Origin of the sequence: uncultured Parabacteroides sp., assembly GCF_947855115.1 — a bacterium.
Lineage (GTDB): Bacteria > Bacteroidota > Bacteroidia > Bacteroidales > Tannerellaceae > Parabacteroides.
In genome coordinates this window covers 41,672-59,342 of the sequence record NZ_CANTZW010000004.1, presented here as the reverse complement: position 1 = coordinate 59,342, position 17,671 = coordinate 41,672, and the positions used below count along the sequence as shown (strand labels likewise).

8 protein-coding genes are annotated in these 17,671 nt (G+C 46.0%); 1 reads left to right on the top strand and 7 read right to left on the bottom strand.

What is annotated here, in order from left to right; translation table 11 throughout:
• Positions 1-129: 129 nt before the first annotated feature.
• A complete protein-coding gene (locus tag Q0110_RS04695; protein ID WP_297903319.1) occupies positions 130-780 on the bottom strand; it encodes a hypothetical protein in 651 nt (216 codons plus the stop codon).
• A 196-nt stretch (positions 781-976) separates the two neighbouring features.
• On the opposite strand from Q0110_RS04695, the gene Q0110_RS04690 reads away from it, so the two are divergent.
• The gene (locus Q0110_RS04690; protein WP_297903316.1) at positions 977-1,939 is read left to right on the top strand and encodes an Rpn family recombination-promoting nuclease/putative transposase; all 963 of its coding nucleotides are present in this window, start codon (positions 977-979) and stop codon (positions 1,937-1,939) included.
• A gap of 206 nt (positions 1,940-2,145) precedes the next feature.
• On the opposite strand, the gene purL is transcribed toward Q0110_RS04690, so the two are convergent.
• From purL to Q0110_RS04660, 6 genes are all read right to left on the bottom strand, one after another.
• The gene (gene purL / locus Q0110_RS04685; RefSeq protein ID WP_297903313.1) at positions 2,146-5,835 is read right to left on the bottom strand and encodes a phosphoribosylformylglycinamidine synthase; all 3,690 of its coding nucleotides are present in this window, start codon (positions 5,833-5,835) and stop codon (positions 2,146-2,148) included.
• A gap of 232 nt (positions 5,836-6,067) precedes the next feature.
• Positions 6,068-7,660: a RagB/SusD family nutrient uptake outer membrane protein gene (locus Q0110_RS04680; RefSeq protein ID WP_297903310.1), complete on the bottom strand. Its 1,593-nt coding sequence runs from the start codon at positions 7,658-7,660 to the stop codon at positions 6,068-6,070.
• Positions 7,661-7,695: 35 nt separating this feature from the next.
• Entirely contained in the window at positions 7,696-10,812 is a 3,117-nt protein-coding gene (locus Q0110_RS04675; protein ID WP_297903308.1) for a TonB-dependent receptor, read from the bottom strand.
• Positions 10,813-11,475: 663 nt separating this feature from the next.
• Positions 11,476-13,959, bottom strand: a complete 2,484-nt coding sequence (locus Q0110_RS04670; protein WP_297903305.1) for a prolyl oligopeptidase family serine peptidase — start codon at positions 13,957-13,959, stop codon at positions 11,476-11,478.
• A gap of 9 nt (positions 13,960-13,968) precedes the next feature.
• Positions 13,969-16,290: a glycoside hydrolase family 20 protein gene (locus Q0110_RS04665; RefSeq protein WP_297903302.1), complete on the bottom strand. Its 2,322-nt coding sequence runs from the start codon at positions 16,288-16,290 to the stop codon at positions 13,969-13,971.
• A 167-nt stretch (positions 16,291-16,457) separates the two neighbouring features.
• The gene (locus Q0110_RS04660) at positions 16,458-17,309 is read right to left on the bottom strand and encodes an MBL fold metallo-hydrolase (RefSeq protein WP_297903299.1); all 852 of its coding nucleotides are present in this window, start codon (positions 17,307-17,309) and stop codon (positions 16,458-16,460) included.
• Positions 17,310-17,671 lie beyond the last annotated feature (362 nt).

Sequence of the window (17,671 nt, the reverse complement as noted above, 5' to 3'; positions counted from 1 at the left end):
GCAAAAGTAAGTGCCCCGTTTTGCAAAGGGATTACATCCGTGTGTAGGTTTAAATAAAGAAAAAAGCCTAATGAAGGATATCCATTAGGCTCAACGAGAAAATTATAAATGTATCTATGAAGAAGAAGGTTAGTCCTCGTCCAAGGTCTTGATAATGGTAGATGCTATCTTGGATGAACTCTTGCGGCTGCTCTTTCTGAGTTTGTCCGGATTCTCAAGATTCATACAGGTAAAGAAGTTATTTCCCCGATATACCTCGTTTTTATCTTTATCGAATAAGGTATAGCTGACGATGTGGAAAAGCGTGCGCAACGGTTGATCTTGCCATTTAAGATAATGCTGGTTTAGTACTAGCAGATAATCAGCGTCGGCATTATCCAATACCTTTTGTAATTCCTCGGTCGGCACGGCTGAGAGATCGGAATAACAATCCTCGCTTTCCCCGTTAACCTTGATCTCGTTCAATACCTGTCCGGTTACCTGTGTAGCGCTTGCCGGGATAAACTTGCAGTCTCCGTTCTTGACAGATGCGGCGATGTTCTCGGCGATGATCGTATTATACGTTTGGTCGATACTATCCGCTTTCATACCGGTCTCTTCCGCGATCATTCCATTGTAGAAATAGTTCGATTTCACATTATCGTGCAAACCTACGATGAGAATTTGTTTCGCATGATAATTGTCACCTTCCTTCTTACTCTCTTTAGCGTTCGCCGCTATAGAGGCTACAACTAAAAAGAACGTAACCGTAAAGATTCTGATTTTAAATAATCTCTCCATGATTCTTCTATTAAATTCTGTGTCTATTAATTTCGGAGGCAAAGATATTAGCGGAGTGTTGCAGGGGTATTACGGTTGTATAAAGTAATAGTTACCGATAATTCCCCTGTGCCGGCTTGGATATTAAAATCGTGGGTTCGTTGTAAAGTCTATTATTTTCCTTACATTTGTGATATCACATTTAATACATATCACTATGAAAGATAATTATATACGTTTTGACTGGGCTATAAAACGATTGTTGCGCCAAAAGGCGAATTTCGTGGTTTTGGAGGGATTCCTTAGCGAACTGCTGAATGAGGATATTCGGATAGAGAGCTTGCTGGAAAGCGAGGCCAACCAAGAGGATGAGAATGATAAGTTCAACCGGGTAGACCTGCTGGCTCGTGATAGCAAGAATGAGCTGATTATCGTGGAGATCCAGAATACACGGGAGTTGGCCTATTTTCAGCGAATGCTGTACGGTACCTCGAAAGTGATCTCTGAATATATTCATATTGGCGATCAATATAAAGAAGTGCGGAAGGTCTATTCTGTCAATATCGTTTATTTCGACCTTGGGCAAGGCGAGGATTATATTTATCATGGGTATACCCATTTCAAGGGGGTACATACCCAAGATGAGTTGCGGCTCTCCCAAAAACAACAGCAAACGTTTTCCCGTATCAATGCGGGGGATGTTTTCCCTGAGTATTACGTGATCCGTGTGGATGAGTTCAATCAAAAGGCAGTTACTCCGATTGATGAATGGATACAATACCTCAAAACCGGTGAGATCGCCGAGCGCCCCAAGGCGAAAGGCTTGCATGAGGCCTCAATATTATTGAAAATGGATCAAATGTCTCCTGAGGATAGGGCCCGCTATATTCGCCACATGGACAATCTACGCATTCAATGGGATGTACTGACTACAGCCCGGGATGAAGGTCTGGACGAGGGTAGAGAGAAGGGGATGGAAGAGGGGTTAAAGGTAGGAATGGAAGAGGGGTTAAAAGAAGGAATAAAAGAGGGAATGAAAGAAGGGATAAAAGAAGGGCGAAAAGAAGGGCGAAAAGAGGGAGTTCTTCAAACTGCCCAAAAATTAAAAGCGTTAAATGTCCCTATTGAAATCATTTCTCGATCCACCGGACTTTCTACGGAGGAAATCAAGAGTCTTTAAGATGATATAGAAACAGGAGGGTATGTCAAAACTCAATTTTTGAAAATATGAACTTGCAATTTGAAATTTGAACACCCTAAAAGACTAAAGAAAGGGTCGTATCACTACTCAATACAGAGCTTGATACGACCCTTTTAAATGTTATAGTTATAATTTGTAACTTTAGGGAACGGTCATGTTAGTTTTGACATACCCTCCTGTTATTTTTACTTATTATTCTCGATCCACTTGCGAGCGTTCACGAATGCCTCGATCCATGGAGTAACCTCGTCGTTCTCCTTGCGGTCGGCAGGATAATAACCGCACTGCCAAGGGAAGATCGCACGTTCGGGGTGAGGCATCATGGCTAAATGGCGGCCGTCCTTTGAGCAAACACCGGCAACAGACCAAGGAGAGCCGTTTGGGTTGGCGGGATAACCGTCGTAATTGTATTTAGCGATGATATTGTATTCCTTCTCCTCGTACGGAAATTCGAACTTACCTTCACCGTGAGCTACCCATACACCCAACTTCGTACCGCTCAAGGAACCGAACATGACGGAGTTGTTTTTCGGTATCTCCAAGCTAACGAAATTAGACTCGAACTTATGGGAATCATTGTGAACCATCTTATGCTTTTTCTCGTACTCCGGATAAACCAAACCTAACTCTGCCATCAACTGGCAACCGTTACAGATACCCATGCTCAACGTATCCTTACGTGCGTAATAGTTGTCGATCGCTTTCTTGGCTTTCTCGTTATACAAGAAACCACCGGCCCAACCCTTGGCGGAACCTAGTACATCGGAATTGGAGAAACCACCACAGAATACGATAAAGTTTACGTCCTCCAATGTCTCGCGTCCGCTAGCCAAGTCTGTCATATGAACATCCTTCACGTCGAAACCTGCCAGATACAAGGCATAAGCCGTCTCACGCTCACATTGCGTTCCCTTCTCTCGGATTACCGCAGCCTTGATACCGCTCGGCGTACGGCGTTCCACGGAGAGCCCGTAAGAAGAAAGCTTTCCGGTAAAGTCCTTATGGAACTTGTACTGTACAGGTTGCATCTTATAATTCTCGAAACGGTTTCCGGCGCAAACGCTACCACTCTGTTTTACATCCAGCTTATAAGAAGACTCATACCATACGTCGCGCATATAATCGATGCCGAAGTGGTATTGGATACCATCTTTCGATACCAGTATATGACGTTCGTCGGTCGGTTTGGCGATGATAGCGAAACCTACGCCGGCCTCTTCCATCAACTTCTCGAATGCTTTCTTGTCTTTTACCTGAACCAAGATACCCGGGTTCTCGGCAAACAAGATCTTCACGATATCGCTTTCAGAGATCTTATCCAAGTTGACATCCAGACCACCTTCTACGTTGGCGAAGCACATCTCCAACAAGGCAGTGATCATACCACCTGCGGATATATCGTGTCCGGCAAGGATAAGTCTCTTCTCGATTGCCTCTTGTACGGCGTTGAAAGCGTCGCGGAAGTATTCCGGATCTTTCACGGTCGGAACCTCGTCACCCAGCTTGTTTAAAGCCTGGGCAAAAGCGGAACCACCCAACTTCAAAGCGTCGAAGGAGAAGTCTATATAATAAATGTATGTATTTTTATCTTGAGCTACTACCGGAGAGACGATTTTTTTGATATCGCTCACCTCTGCGCCGGCAGAGATAATCACCGTACCCGGGGCGATCACCTTATCATCACCGTATTTCTGTGTCATGGATAAAGAGTCCTTACCAGTCGGGATATTGATACCTAAGCTGCAAGCGAAATCGGAAGCGGCTTGTACGGCTGTGTACAGACGGGCATCCTCTCCTTCGTTGCGGCACGGCCACATCCAGTTGGCGCTTAAGGATACACTCTCCAATTTATCTGCTAACGGAGCGAATACGATATTAGTCAACGACTCGGCGATTGCCATCACGGAACCGGCAGCCGGATCAACCATCGCTACCTGAGGAGCGTGACCGATAGATGTAGCGATACCTGCTTTTCCCCGGTAATCCAACGCTACGGCTCCTAAGTCGCTCAACGGCAATTGCAATTCACCTTGACATTGCTGACGGGCGATCTTACCGGTTACGGAACGGTCTACCTTGTTTGTTAACCAATCCTTGCAGGCTACGGCCTCTAATTGAAGTACGTTCTCCAAATAATGGTGAAGTTCGGATTCTTTGTAAACAACCGGTTGATAGGATTCGGTGACCGTATGGTCTGTCATAACCGTTCTAGGCGGTTTACCGAACATATATTCCAGCTTAATATCAATCGGTTTCACGCCATCTGCTTGTTCGAAGACAAACTTCATGTCGTCTGTAGTCTCACCTACCACATACATCGGGGCACGTTCGCGGTCCGCGATCCGTTTTACACGGGCCACATCTTCTTCTTTCATCAATAAGCCCATGCGCTCTTGGCTCTCGTTTCCTACGATCTCTTTCGCAGAAAGAGTCGGGTCGCCGATCGGCAATTTGCTCATATCGATATGCCCGCCGGTAGCCTCTACCAACTCAGACAAGCAGTTGAGGTGTCCACCCGCACCGTGGTCGTGGATAGAGACGATCGGGTTCTCGTCAGACTCTGCGATCGCACGGATCACGTTGGCCGCACGTTTCTGCATCTCCGGGTTGGCACGCTGCACGGCGTTCAGCTCGATACCGCTTGTATATTGTCCCGTGTTTACGGAAGAGACGGCTCCACCACCCATACCGATACGATAGTTATCGCCACCGATCACAACCACTTTCTCGCCCGGCTCCGGATTACCCTTCAAGGCATCGCGCATATTTGCGAAACCTACACCGCCGGCAAGCATGATCACTTTGTCGTAAGCGTATTTCTTATCATTCTCCGTGTGCTCGAAAGTCAATAAAGAACCACAGATAAGCGGCTGACCGAATTTATTACCAAAATCGGAAGCTCCGTTGGAAGCTTTGATCAAGATCTGCTCCGGAGTCTGGTACAGCCAAGGACGGGGATCAAGTATCTTCTCCCATTCGCGAGCACCTTCCGTGCGAGGATAAGATGTCATATAGACCGCTGTTCCCGCTATCGGCAAGGATGCCTTACCACCGCCCAGACGGTCGCGGATCTCGCCACCTGTTCCGGTAGCGGCGCCATTAAACGGCTCAACGGTTGTGGGGAAGTTATGTGTCTCGGCTTTCAAGGAGATAACCGTCTTGATATCTTTTACGGCGAAGAAATCAGGTTTGTCGCCGGATAGGGGAGCGAATTGCTCTACCGTCGGTCCTTCATTGAACGCTACGTTATCTTTATAAGCGGAAACCAATTTATTAGGGTTCTCGGCAGACGTCTTCTTGATCAGGTTGAACAAGGAGCTCTCTTTTTCCTCGCCATCGATGATGAATACGCCTCCGAATATTTTATGGCGGCAGTGTTCCGAGTTTACTTGAGAGAAACCGAACACCTCACTATCTGTCAACTTACGTCCCAACTTCTGGCTTACCTCGTTCAGGTAAGCGATCTCCTCTTGGCTTAGGGCCAAACCCTCTTGTTGGTTGTACGCTTCCAAATCCTCAATGTAGACAATGGGATCCGGTTTTTTACTGATCGTGAAAATCTCCTGATTCAAGCCGTTGTAGATGCGTTGCAACATCGGGTCGTGATCTGTGTCTCCGGAAGAAACAGGGAAGTATTCCTCAATGCGGGAAATACCGGTCAGGCCCATGTTCTGGGTAATTTCAACGGCATTCGTACTCCACGGGGTAATCATTTCCCGGCGTGGCCCTATGTACCAGCCTTCCAATGTCTCTGATTGTACTGGAGTTGCCTCGCTAAACAACCAAACCAGTTTTTGCGTGTCTTCAGGTGAGAAAGCGTGCTCAGCCTCTACTGCCAGCACCGTCTTTGTTGAAGATTGAAAGAATAGAATCATATCGTTGATTTATTAGTATTTATCACGAAATAACGAATAAGTCTCTTTTAGAGAGTGCAAAGATAATGATTTCCCGTGAATTATTATATCTAATAAATGGGTATGCTTTTGACTGAGATGTTAAACTAACTTTGTGACGGATCCCTTGTTACAAGGAAAGAGGGTGAGACCATCCCGGTTTCACCCTCCCATATACCCCCTCATAGTTTAGAAATAAGAGTGTGTCTATGTTTTACCAGCCCGCGTTCTGTTGCGCTGCCAGCGTGGGGTTCCTTAATAAATCATTTAATGGGATTGGCCAAATAAAGCGTTTATCCGTATAAGGAATAAATTTCTTGCTTGCTCCGAACCATTCGGCTTTTACTTCTCCTCCTACGACGAAGGCTCCTTCTCCTCTGGCATTCGCGTACTCTATTTTAACGGGAATACCTTTGGATGGGAATAGATCATCGACCGCTAGACGGTGGATATCCTCCCAACGGCGTCCTTCCCCGTGGAATTCGATACGGCGCTCCCAGAGAATGGCTTCGACCAGAGATTTCATATCAGCGAAATCACTTGCCTTATAAGCTTCTGTCGCAGGATTGGCCAATGAGCGATTACGTACCTCATTCAGCTTCTCTAGGGCTAATGCCTTGTTGTTATCGCGAGCTGCGGCTTCTGCCTCGTTTAACAAGACCTCGGCATAACGGATGATAGGGGCCCAGGCATCCTGGCTTGTGGGATCTTGATATTTGTCACAGTAATAATAATCATCGGAGGCCCGGTATAACAATAGGTCGCGACGTTTGTCGTCCTTGGTCCAATATTTAGAGTTATATACTGTCGGAGAAGAGGTGATGATGGCACGGCCTCCGTCACGGGCCGACATCATTTGGCCTATAGAACCGTTTACATCCGGGTTATCGTCTGTACTGTTCTCGATGGAGAAGATCGATTCGCTATTGTCGGATTGGGCAGTAAAAGGAGTTCCCGGATTACTTTCCAGCTTGAAGCGGCTACCTTCCATTTTTTTAGCTTCCTCGACAACTTTGGCCCAGTTGCGCATGTGTAGATATACACGGGTTTTAAGGGCGATAGCCGCACCTTTTGACGCACGCGATATTTTGCTTGCGGCGACTGCGTCCGGCAGTAGCTTTTCAGCTTCGTCCAAGTCTTTGATAATTTGGTCATAGGTCTCCGCTACGGTCGAGCGGCCTATCTGTAAGCCTTTCTCGATTGCTTCCGGCGTATTAATGGCAGTCAGATAAAGAGGCATGCCATAATTGTTGTTTCCCTCGGCATTGATTGGCAATGCGAAATGAACCAAAAGATTATGGTATGTCATCGCTCTAAGGAATAGGCATTCCCCTTGGTATTGATTAGCCGTGGCCTCGTCGATTACTCCGTTTTCCTTGGCGATTTTCTCTCCTTCCATAACCGTATTATATCGGTTGATAGCTTCGAAAGAAGTTTCCCACATCGCTACATTGTTGGTGCTTGATACAGAATAGTTAGAGGAATAAGTGATATCATAAAACTGAGCGGTCAGGTTCATGTCTTCACCTCTCATCTCTCCTTGTTCTATACCAGCCGCTCCGAAGGGATAACCGCGTTGCCATCCGTTGTCCGAGTTGATATACATACCGCATTGCGCGGCATCGTAGGCTCCTACCATAGATAGCTCGCATCGTTCAGCCGTCTCGTAAGCGGTTAGGTCGGAGAGTTTGTCGACTGGCGATAAATCTACTACATCGCTTTCGCAGGCGGTAAATAAGGATACCGAGATAAAGGCCGTACCCAGCATAACCGCGAATAAGTTTCTATATAGTTTCTTGTATAGCATAATTGTAAATTTTCAAATGATTTATGTTCTTGATCTTAGAATGTAATATTTGCGCCGAAAGTAAACGAACGTTGTTGAGGCATACCATTCCAGTCTACACCCAAGCGGCTGTTTGTCTCAGGGTCTAAGCCGGAGTATCCTGTGATCGTGAACAAGTTCTGAGCTTGTACATAGACACGGATCTTCGTCATCTTGATAGCGTCTAAGGCAGATTTTGGCAATGTGTAACCTAAAGAGAGATTCGATAGCTTTAAGTAATTACCATTCTCTACGAAATGAGAATCCGTATATCCGCTATTAAATAATACATCAGACATGTTATAAGCGATTCTAGGCGTGATTCCGTCACCGGGTTGCTCTTGTGAGATCCAACGGCCCAAGATTTCAGTGCCATTATTGCTGAAGTCCATATTCATCAAGGAGCTTTGGCGGCTGGCGTTCATGATCTTATTACCTCCGGAGAAGCGGAAGAATATGTTTAAGTCGAAGTTCCTGAATGTAACGGTATTGTTCCATCCTCCATACCAAGTAGGCATGGATGATCCTAATACCTTGCGATCCTCCGCGTCTAACGAGGATGATTTTGATACGTCGGATGGATTTGCCGGGTCATACTCCACATAATCTTTTGTGTCGAATGTATCGAATTGTACCAGCGCTCCGTCGGCTTTACGCCAGATGGGATTACCATTCACTGCGTTTACACCATAATAATCATATCCATAGAGTGATTTGTAAGATTCTCCCTCGCGGATAATCGTATATTCATCAATGATATCTGTTCCTCCATACAGCGATTTTACGGTGTTTTTCACTGTAGAGAAATTAAGGTCTGAGTGCCAGTTCCAATCTTTCGTGGTGATGATGGTTCCACCTACGGTTAGCTCAAATCCGGAATTCTTTACTTTGCCGATATTGTCATAATAAGAGTTGTAAGGGATACCCATTGTCGGTGGTGTCGGAACTTCCAGGACTAAGTCTTTGGAGTTCTTCTGCCAGTAAGCGAGCTCGAACGTTAAACGATTGTTGAAAAGAGCACCATCCAGGCCAATGTCGAAGGTCTCGGTAGACTCCCATTTTAATTCGTTGTTTCCCATTCGTTTCCACGCGATCGCGGATTGACTGCCATATAATTTGGCTCCATACGTTCCTAAGTATGGGAAATCACTGCCTAAACTGGAGTTGCCTAATGTAGCGTAGCTGGCACGGATGCGCAAATCATTAAACCATTCGTTGATAGAAGCGTTTTTCCAGAAGTTCTCACGAGACAAACGCCAAGCGACAGAAGTTCCCCAGAACGCACCCCAGCGAGTTTCTTCCGGTAAGCTGGATAAACCATCGTAACGAATAGAAGCTCCGATGTAATATTTACTATCGTAGTTATAGTTCGCACGGAACATATAGGATGCCAAGCCGTTAAACGATTTGTAACCATTGACATCTTTTATTCCAAACGTGTTGGAAATGATATGGTCGTTGAAGAAACGGTCGGATAATTGCTGGACAGATGCGTCTGTATATTCGTATTCTGTATGCGTATACTCTTGGACAGCGGTAGCGCTTACGTTATGCAAAGCATTAAAAGTACGGTTGAAGTTCAATATATTCTGCCAGTTCCATGTCTCGTATGTCGTGGCAACGTCTTCGATCAATCCTTTTCGGCCATATCCGTCTCCGGACTCGGAATCCCAGTACATATAATCTTTTACGTTGGAGATGTCTAAACTCGCCTGAGTCTTGAAGGTAAGGCCATCCATAAATGTAATCTCAGCCCAACCACCGCCCAGGGCACGTGTGTTTTGTGTGCGGTTAACGTTGTTGTCTAGCGCCCATACGATATTCTGGATACCATTGTCGATATAGGAGAGGTTACTTCCGCGTCCTAATGTCTTTCTGCTTTCCGCGTCGATATTATATCCGGTTGGATCATCCGGGTTGTATACGGCTACGTTGGGAAGCATCCGGGTTCCAGCGAAGCCGACACCGCCTAAAGAGTTCTCACTGTTCATTACTCCGTTTATCTTGGTACGGGTCATTTGCCCGTTTAAGCCGATACGCAGCCATTTGGTTGCCTGTTGGGTCAAATCCGCTTTCAAGGATAGACGATTTAGATCGTTGGCACGAACGATACCTTCTTGCTCCGTGAAGCCGAGTGATACATAATATTGGCTTTTGTCCGTACCTCCGCTGGCGGCCACATTATGGTTATGTTGGAATCCTGTGCGGAAAATGTAGTCATTCCAGTTTGTATCCGGGCCGTTAGGATCGTATACGGCTAATCCTTTTTCTCCGAAATTCTCTTTCTTTTCGTTGGCGATAGTTACAAAGTCCTTCGCTCCGAGCAGGTCGTGTAATTTTGCGGGGCTGGCAGCGCTGACATAGCCATCGTACGTTACCCTTGTGCGTCCTTTGGAACCTTTTTTAGTGGTGATTAATACAACACCATTCGCCGCGCGGGAACCATAGATAGCGGTAGCCGCTCCATCTTTTAATATCTCTACAGACTCAATATCGTTGGGGTTGATATCGGACATGGAGTTATAATTAGCATATAGCTGTCCTAAGCCGGTTTTACCATCCGAGTTATCGCCGGTAGAGATAGGCATACCGTCAACAATAAAAAGAGGCTGTGAGCTGGAACTGATAGTACTCATACCGCGAACCTTGAACTGAGGCCCACTACCAAGTACGCCATTCGGGGTCGTTACTTGTACACCTGCGGCGCGTCCCGCTAATTGTGTATCAAAGGAAGGAGAAACAAGATTACTCAAGTCTTCTCCTCCGACCTTGGCGATAGAACTTGTCACATCTTTCTTTTTCTGTGTACCGTAGCCGACAACCACGATTTCTTTCAAGTTCTGCGAGTCAGACTCCATGGCTACTTTAATGATCGGCTTTATCGCCACTTCGACAGATTTCATGCCGATGTAAGAGATGATTAGCTTTTTCGCGCTGGTAGGGACATCCAATGTGAATGCTCCATTGTAGTCGGTTACCGTACCGGTAGTAGTACCTGCTACTACGATAGAGGCCCCGATGATAGGTCCATCATCATCCGCGGAGATAACCGTGCCGGCTACCTTTGTGATCTGAGCCGTTGCAAAAGCTATACTTGCAAATAAGTATAGTAAGAGATAAGTCAACCTTTTCATAGACGCATACTTTTTGTTTAATTTGTTAATAAATAGATCGTTACAGTTAATCCCAGTTGTTTGGCGATTTGACATAGTTTTCGAAGAACTTTGTGGAAGAGGCCTTGATAAAAGCCGGAGGGTTTCTTAAGCAAAGGTTTTGATGGATACTATCAGGTTGCGATAATTTACGTGTTATTCATTTTTCGATGGTGAAAAGCAATGGATTCGCATGGGTGTGGAGTACTAGGTTTCCCCTTCTTGAAATTACTAAGGGCTAACGTTAATAATAATATTGTTTATATTTTATATAATAGGCTAATTATATCTTAATTTAATATATTAGTTGTAGATAAGAATCTTAACAAAGTGATGATTAATTTTATTTTTATTGTCAAAATGTTTTGTTGTCATGAATAGTTTATTTACATTTGCCGCTGATCTGTTAATAAAATAGCTCGTTGTAAATATAACAATGAAAGATTATAGACGCAGATTTTAAATATTGATTTAATAAATTATTGTGATATTTTCAATAATTAATGAATAATATACGGCATTTAGATTTAGTTCTTCGAAGACTACGTCATTTTTCCCACCCATAGGTAATCATAAGATGAAAAAAAGAGTATCTTTCGCAAGATACTCTTAAAAAATGTAGTTTTTTATATCGTCATTTAATATTTATAAGCTTTTTGGAGGATATAAAGCGTCCCACCATTCCGGTTGATCTTTCAACCATTTGGCAAACCACGCATAAATCGTATGATTCCACAAAATACGTTTATCATAATCCAATATATGATGGTTCTCTCCTTCTACCTGTACGAAAGCTGTAGGTTTACCCAATAGCTTCAGGGCCGTAAACATTTGAATACTTTCCCCGATTGGAACATTCGTGTCTGCCGTACCGTGCAGGAATAAGATCGGTGTGTTGATTTTATCCGCGTTAAACAGCGGGCTTTGCAACGTATACATGTCGCGGGCGTTCCAAGGATAGCTGTTTGCGCTGGCTAATGAGCTGTAAGAATATCCCCAATACCCTTCTCCCCAATAGCTGGTAATATCGCTGATGCCGGCGTGAGACATGGCTGCGGCGAATATATCCGTCTTGGTTTGTAGATATTGAGTCATGAAACCTCCGTAGGAAGCTCCCATGCAACCGATTTTCTTCGTATTGACAAACGGATGGGCTTTACAGAACTTCTTCGTGCCTTCGATAATCTCGTCGGCAGTGAGTTTTCCCCATGCGTTTACATGTCGTGCGGAGAACTCTTGGCCAAATCCGGTAGCGCCGCTAGGCTGTATGATATAGACAACGTATCCTAAGGCGGCGTATACATGCGAAGGGTAACGGCTTTCCAATACCCGGGCCGTAGGTGTCGTGCCTCCATAGTAATTGACGATCATCGGATATTTCTTGTTTGGATCGAAATGAGGGGGTAGGTAGAAACGTCCGTAGATCGTATCGCCTTGGGCAGAAACAAAATTCCAGTCTTGGACTTCTCCCAGGGTTACGTCCTTTAGCAACTCCTTAGACAAGTCGATAAGGCAGGAGGAGGCTTCGTTATTCAGGTTATAGCTGTAAAGACGTTGGGAGTTGGAAGCGCTTAACCCGTAATACACCATTTCCGGCGCTTGGCTTGCGATGGAGTAATCGGAGATGACATCTTCTTTTCCTTGGAGTTGCCTGATTTTCCCGTCGGAAGGATTCAGGCTGTATAGACATACCCGGTCTTTATCCTTGGCCGCTATATAAACTTGCTTGTCGAACACGTTCCACTCGTAGGAATCGACAGACGGGTCGAAATCTTTAGTAAGTGGCTTGATGCTTTGATCCGCTAGGTTGTATAGGAATAATTGCCCGTCGCTCGTATTGGAGGTCTGGCCTTTCTTGATCTTCAAGCCGATGCCGTTGAACGCCTCACCGGAAGCGCTGATCAATAGCTGTGTGGCATCCGGGGAGAAAACAGCTCGGCCTACGAATTTCTCTCCTTTGATCAGGGTGTCTACTTGCATGGTTTGAAGATCCATCTTATATATATAGGTACGTGAGAAAGGCCGTTCCGTCAGGTTCGGTTCCCTGCGGCTGAAAAGCAAGTAACGCCCGTCTGGGGATACATCGTTGATATAAGTGGAGGTATGTCCGTAAGTGAGCCGCTGGAACAAACCGGTTTGTAAATCGTACTTATGGATAAACATACGGTTTCGCCATCCCGGTTGGCGATCGTCCGGAACCAATATCTCTTGGATCTCTTTTCGTTCTTGCGGCCCTTTTTCCCGGATCGTGAATAACAGGTACTCTTCCGTGGGGCCGAAATTGAATGAACCTTCGGGCAACTGATTCGCGAGAATTTTTTCTTGCTTGTCGATCGGGTTTAGGGTAACTAGCTCGGTTCCTTTCATGCCCTTTCTGGTGTAATACGCCAGGTTGCTCTTGGGCATCCAGCGCAGGTCTTGTCCATTCTCGACTAAGACCGCTCCGCTTGCTTTGTCTATTATTTGGGTGAACGAGGTCTGTTCTCCTCCGGGTAATGTCTCTTGATACGATACGATGACATATTTACCGTTCGGAGACAGGCTTGCGGATTGAATCCTCCTCCCGTCAAACACATCGCTTAGCGTATAGCGTTTTTCCGGATTGGTCGTAGCGGTTACCACGGCCTCGTTGTCCGTGTGGAAGGAGGCTTTTAGGGTGCTCGCCTGATTGTTTTCCGAGAGGTATTTGATCACGACCTCATAACGGCGAGGCTCTAGCGTCAGTGAAGTCTCTCCTTTAGCGAGTTTTTGCGGTTGTCCGTCTACATAGACCTCCGATATCTCGGGACCGTTGATCGTCAACGTGCCTTTTACGTAACGATCGCTATTTAGATAGAAGGAGACCAGATGTAGCGCATATGGGGATGCCGCTGTCGGTAAGGTCAGTTCTCCGGAGGCAGAAGCGTCGATCGTTTTTCCGCTTTGGGCGAGATTACAGAAAGGAACGGTCGTATTCAACAACTCCTTCTCGGTAAACTTTTTACTATTTACGTCTAGGCTATCTGCCAAGAACGGTTTTTTTACCTCGTAAGGCCCGGCATACTTATAGTGTTGCACGGTTACTTCGTCGGCCCAGAGCGAGCAACACGAGCATAAGGCCGAGAGGATTAAGATGTTTTTGTTCATCATGATATCTTGTTATTTGATTTCTATCTCATCCACGAACAAGAAAGCCGGGCTTCCTGCCCCGCCATGCCATTTAGGAAGTTTACTGCTTTTGATGATCACTTCCACATAACGGGCTTTTACCGGGGCGAACGTTATTTCTTGCGGGTAAATGCCGTCTTTATCGTTCTGGGTTAATTCCGGGATTGCCTTGGAAGCGATCTCCTTGAAATCCTTTCCATCGTCGGACACCTTTACGGTTACGGCAGAAGCTCCCATGATCCAGTCTCCTTTCACCACGTTGGTGTTGAAAGAGACTTTCTGGATCTCGGCCGGTTCCTTTAGGTCGATCGTGGCATCCAGGTCTTTCCCTTGGAAACCTAGCCAGTGGCCCGTTTTATAGTTATCGCCGCCGCGTAATCCGTTTACCAAGACTTGGGCGCCTTTGAATGCGTATCCGTTACTCGGCTCTTCTTTTAGAGTGATGGGTTTCATTGTCGCCAGGTTGAAAAAGATTTCCTCGGAGAATACGCGGCTCTTTCCGGTCGGGCGGATAACCACAGCTTTGAAATCGCAGTTTTCCTTGATTTGCACGGGGCCTTCGTATCTCGGGCTGGCGGCCGTAGGCTCGCTGCCGTCTGTCGTATAATGGATATCACCTTCTCCTAGTTTTTCCAAGGTGATGTCGAGTGTGCCGTTTTCCGTATTGGTTGTCAAGGTAGCGTTGATATCGAAGATATGTCTTGCGTAATTATAACCTAGGCGGTCGTATAACTCGGTCATGCGGGCTACCCGGGGCAAGAAGGTCTGGTAATCCTTTTGGGAAGGATCGCTCCATTGGATATCGGCGACCGCGTCGATGCGGGGAAGAATCATATATTCCACGTGCGAGAATGTCGGGATGTATTCCGTCCATAAATTCGCCTGGGCGCCGACCACGTATTTCTGGTCTTCGGGAGCGATGCCATCTGTCGGCTCGAAGGAATATACCTTTTCCAGCGGCAAATAACCGCCGATGCCAAATGGCTCCAGCTCAGTATCGGAGGATTGATAATAATCCAGATATACGTAGGTGTTCGGAGACATCACCACGTTATGCTTCTGCCGGGCGGCCTCCTGTCCTCCGGCCATACCTCGCCAACTCATCACCGTGGCGTTCGGGGCTAGCCCGCCTTCCAGTATCTCGTCCCAGCCGATGATGTGGCGGCCTTTGCTTTCCACGAACTTCTCCATGCGCGAGATCACGTAGCTTTGCAGATATTCCTCGGCCGAGTGCCTGCTATCTCCCTTGATTCCTTCCGCTTTGATGCGGGCTTGGCATTTCGGGCATTTCTCCCAACGTATTTTCGGGCATTCGTCTCCACCCACGTGGATGTATTTCGAGGGGAAAAGATCGATTACCTCGCTCAATACATCTTCCAGGAACTGCATCGCCTTCTCGTTGCCGGCGCAAATTACGTCGTCGGCTACGCCCCATTGGCCCCATACCTCATAAGGGCCTCCCGTACAACCCAGTTCCGGGTAGGTTGCCAATGCCGCCAGTTGATGGCCCGGCATATCGATTTCGGGAATGATCGTGATATGGCGTTGTGCCGCGTATTCGATGACATCGCGTATCTGGTCTTGCGTGTAGAAACCGCCGTATTCGATCCCATCGTATTTTCCGGAGTTACGACCGATCACGGTCTCCTTGCGTTTGGAACCTATCTGGGTCAGTTCCGGGTATTTCTTTATCTCTATACGCCAACCTTGATCGTCGGAGAGATGCCAATGAAACGTATTCTGGTTGTGCAAAGCCAGGATGTCGATATAGGTCTTTACCGAATCTACCGGAAAGAAATGGCGGCTGACATCCAGCATCATACCTCTATAGGCGAAACGGGGGTAGTCTTTGATCGTCGCGGCCGGCAGCTCCACGTTCAGCCCTTGGGCGGTAGCCGGGATCGATTTACGCAAGGTCTGGATTCCATAAAATACGCCGGCATCCGTGCTTCCTGCGATCCGTATTCCCTTGTCCGTGACTGTCAATTGGTATCCTTCCGGGTTCTGGATACTTTGGTCGATAACGAGGTTGATCCCTTTTCCGGCTTGGCCGGTCGAGATCCCCAGCTCATATCCTGTGATTTCCTGGATGTAAGAGGAGAGGAACCGGGCGTTTTTCTCCATTTTCTCGTTTCCTTCCGGATAAATGATCTTTGTGGACGGGGTTAAGACGAAAGGATTTCCATTTGCCAATGTAATCTCTCGTGGCAAAGGAACGATTCCGTAATCTCCTTTTACGGCCTTACCACCGGAGCAAGCGGACATTCCCGCGCAAAGCGTCAGGACTAGCGCCAGTTTGTTTAGTTTGTTCATCTGTTTAGAATTTAGTATGTGAAACAATAATAGATTCGGTATCATCGTCCAAAGATAATGAGATTTGTCTATACATTAATATATAATACCCAAAATATCCCGTGCCACACGTTCCGGAATACCGTATTTTTCCGTGAATTTTCCATGGAAAAAAACATGTACGTGTTTTATCGGAAAGTCGTACATGTTTTCAAAGAAACACGTACATGTTTTTTATAATACGTATTTACCTTTTTCACGGTCGTGCAAAGGGTGTAGGCATCGTGGCAATAGATGATGGCTTGTTCCTCCCGGACAGCTTCTTCCAGCATACGGATTTTCTCGTCATAGGAAATGAGCGGACAGGTGTCGTAAGCGGATATCCATTCCGGGGATACACTGGCTACCAGGGGGATGACATCGCCGGCGAAAACGAACGTTCGCTCTGGAGTATGGATATAAGGGGCGATCTGTCCCGGCGTGTGTCCATCGTAAAGACGAAGCTCTATTTGCGGGCAGAGTAACGTGTCTGTGTCTACCAACTCTAATAACCCCGCATTCACTACGGCTTGCATGTTTTCCATGAAATAGGAGTCTTTCTCTAGGGCGTTCGGATGAAGGAAATTCTCCCATTGCTTGCGGCTTACCCAATGTGTAGCGTTGGGGAAAGAAAGGAATAAGCTCCCGTCGGATTCGTCTTTCTGTGTCGTATAACCGCAATGATCGAAATGGAGATGGGTAAGGATTACGTCCGTGATCATTTCCGGCTGGATATTCAACTCTCGTAATTTCTCGCCAAGGTCGATCAATTTAAAGAAACGGTAGTAACTCAACGATTTCAGATGTTTGTTCCCGCATCCATTGTCTATCAATATGATACGTTCATCGTCCGTTCTTATAAGCAGGCTGCGCATAGCCAGTACGCATCCATTGGCCTCGTCGCTTGGATAGCGGCGGCTCCAGGCTGTTTTAGGTATCGCGCCAAACATGGCTCCTCCGTCGGCGTAAAAATAACCGGTATCTATAATTTGTATGTCCATATCGAGTGGTTATTGATTCTGCCTATAAAGTAAATGAAAATGGGTTAGAAATAATTCGGCTATCTGTTATTTTAACAAAAAAGATATAAATAATATGTGTTATCTATATATAATGGCAGATGTAAGGAAAAAATTATTGCTATATAAAACGGCTGGTTTAAACGATCGTCTAAATCTTGCGTTTTCAGTGGAGTTTAAAAAGTGTTCCACGGAAGATTCGTTTTTATCGTGGGGGATATGCTATACAATTGACAGAAAAGCGAATAAGAAATAAAAAAATATATCCTAAAGATTGCATAAATTAAAGAAATATGTACCTTTGCAAACGACTAAAATAATTGATCGTTTAGACTAGTCGTTTT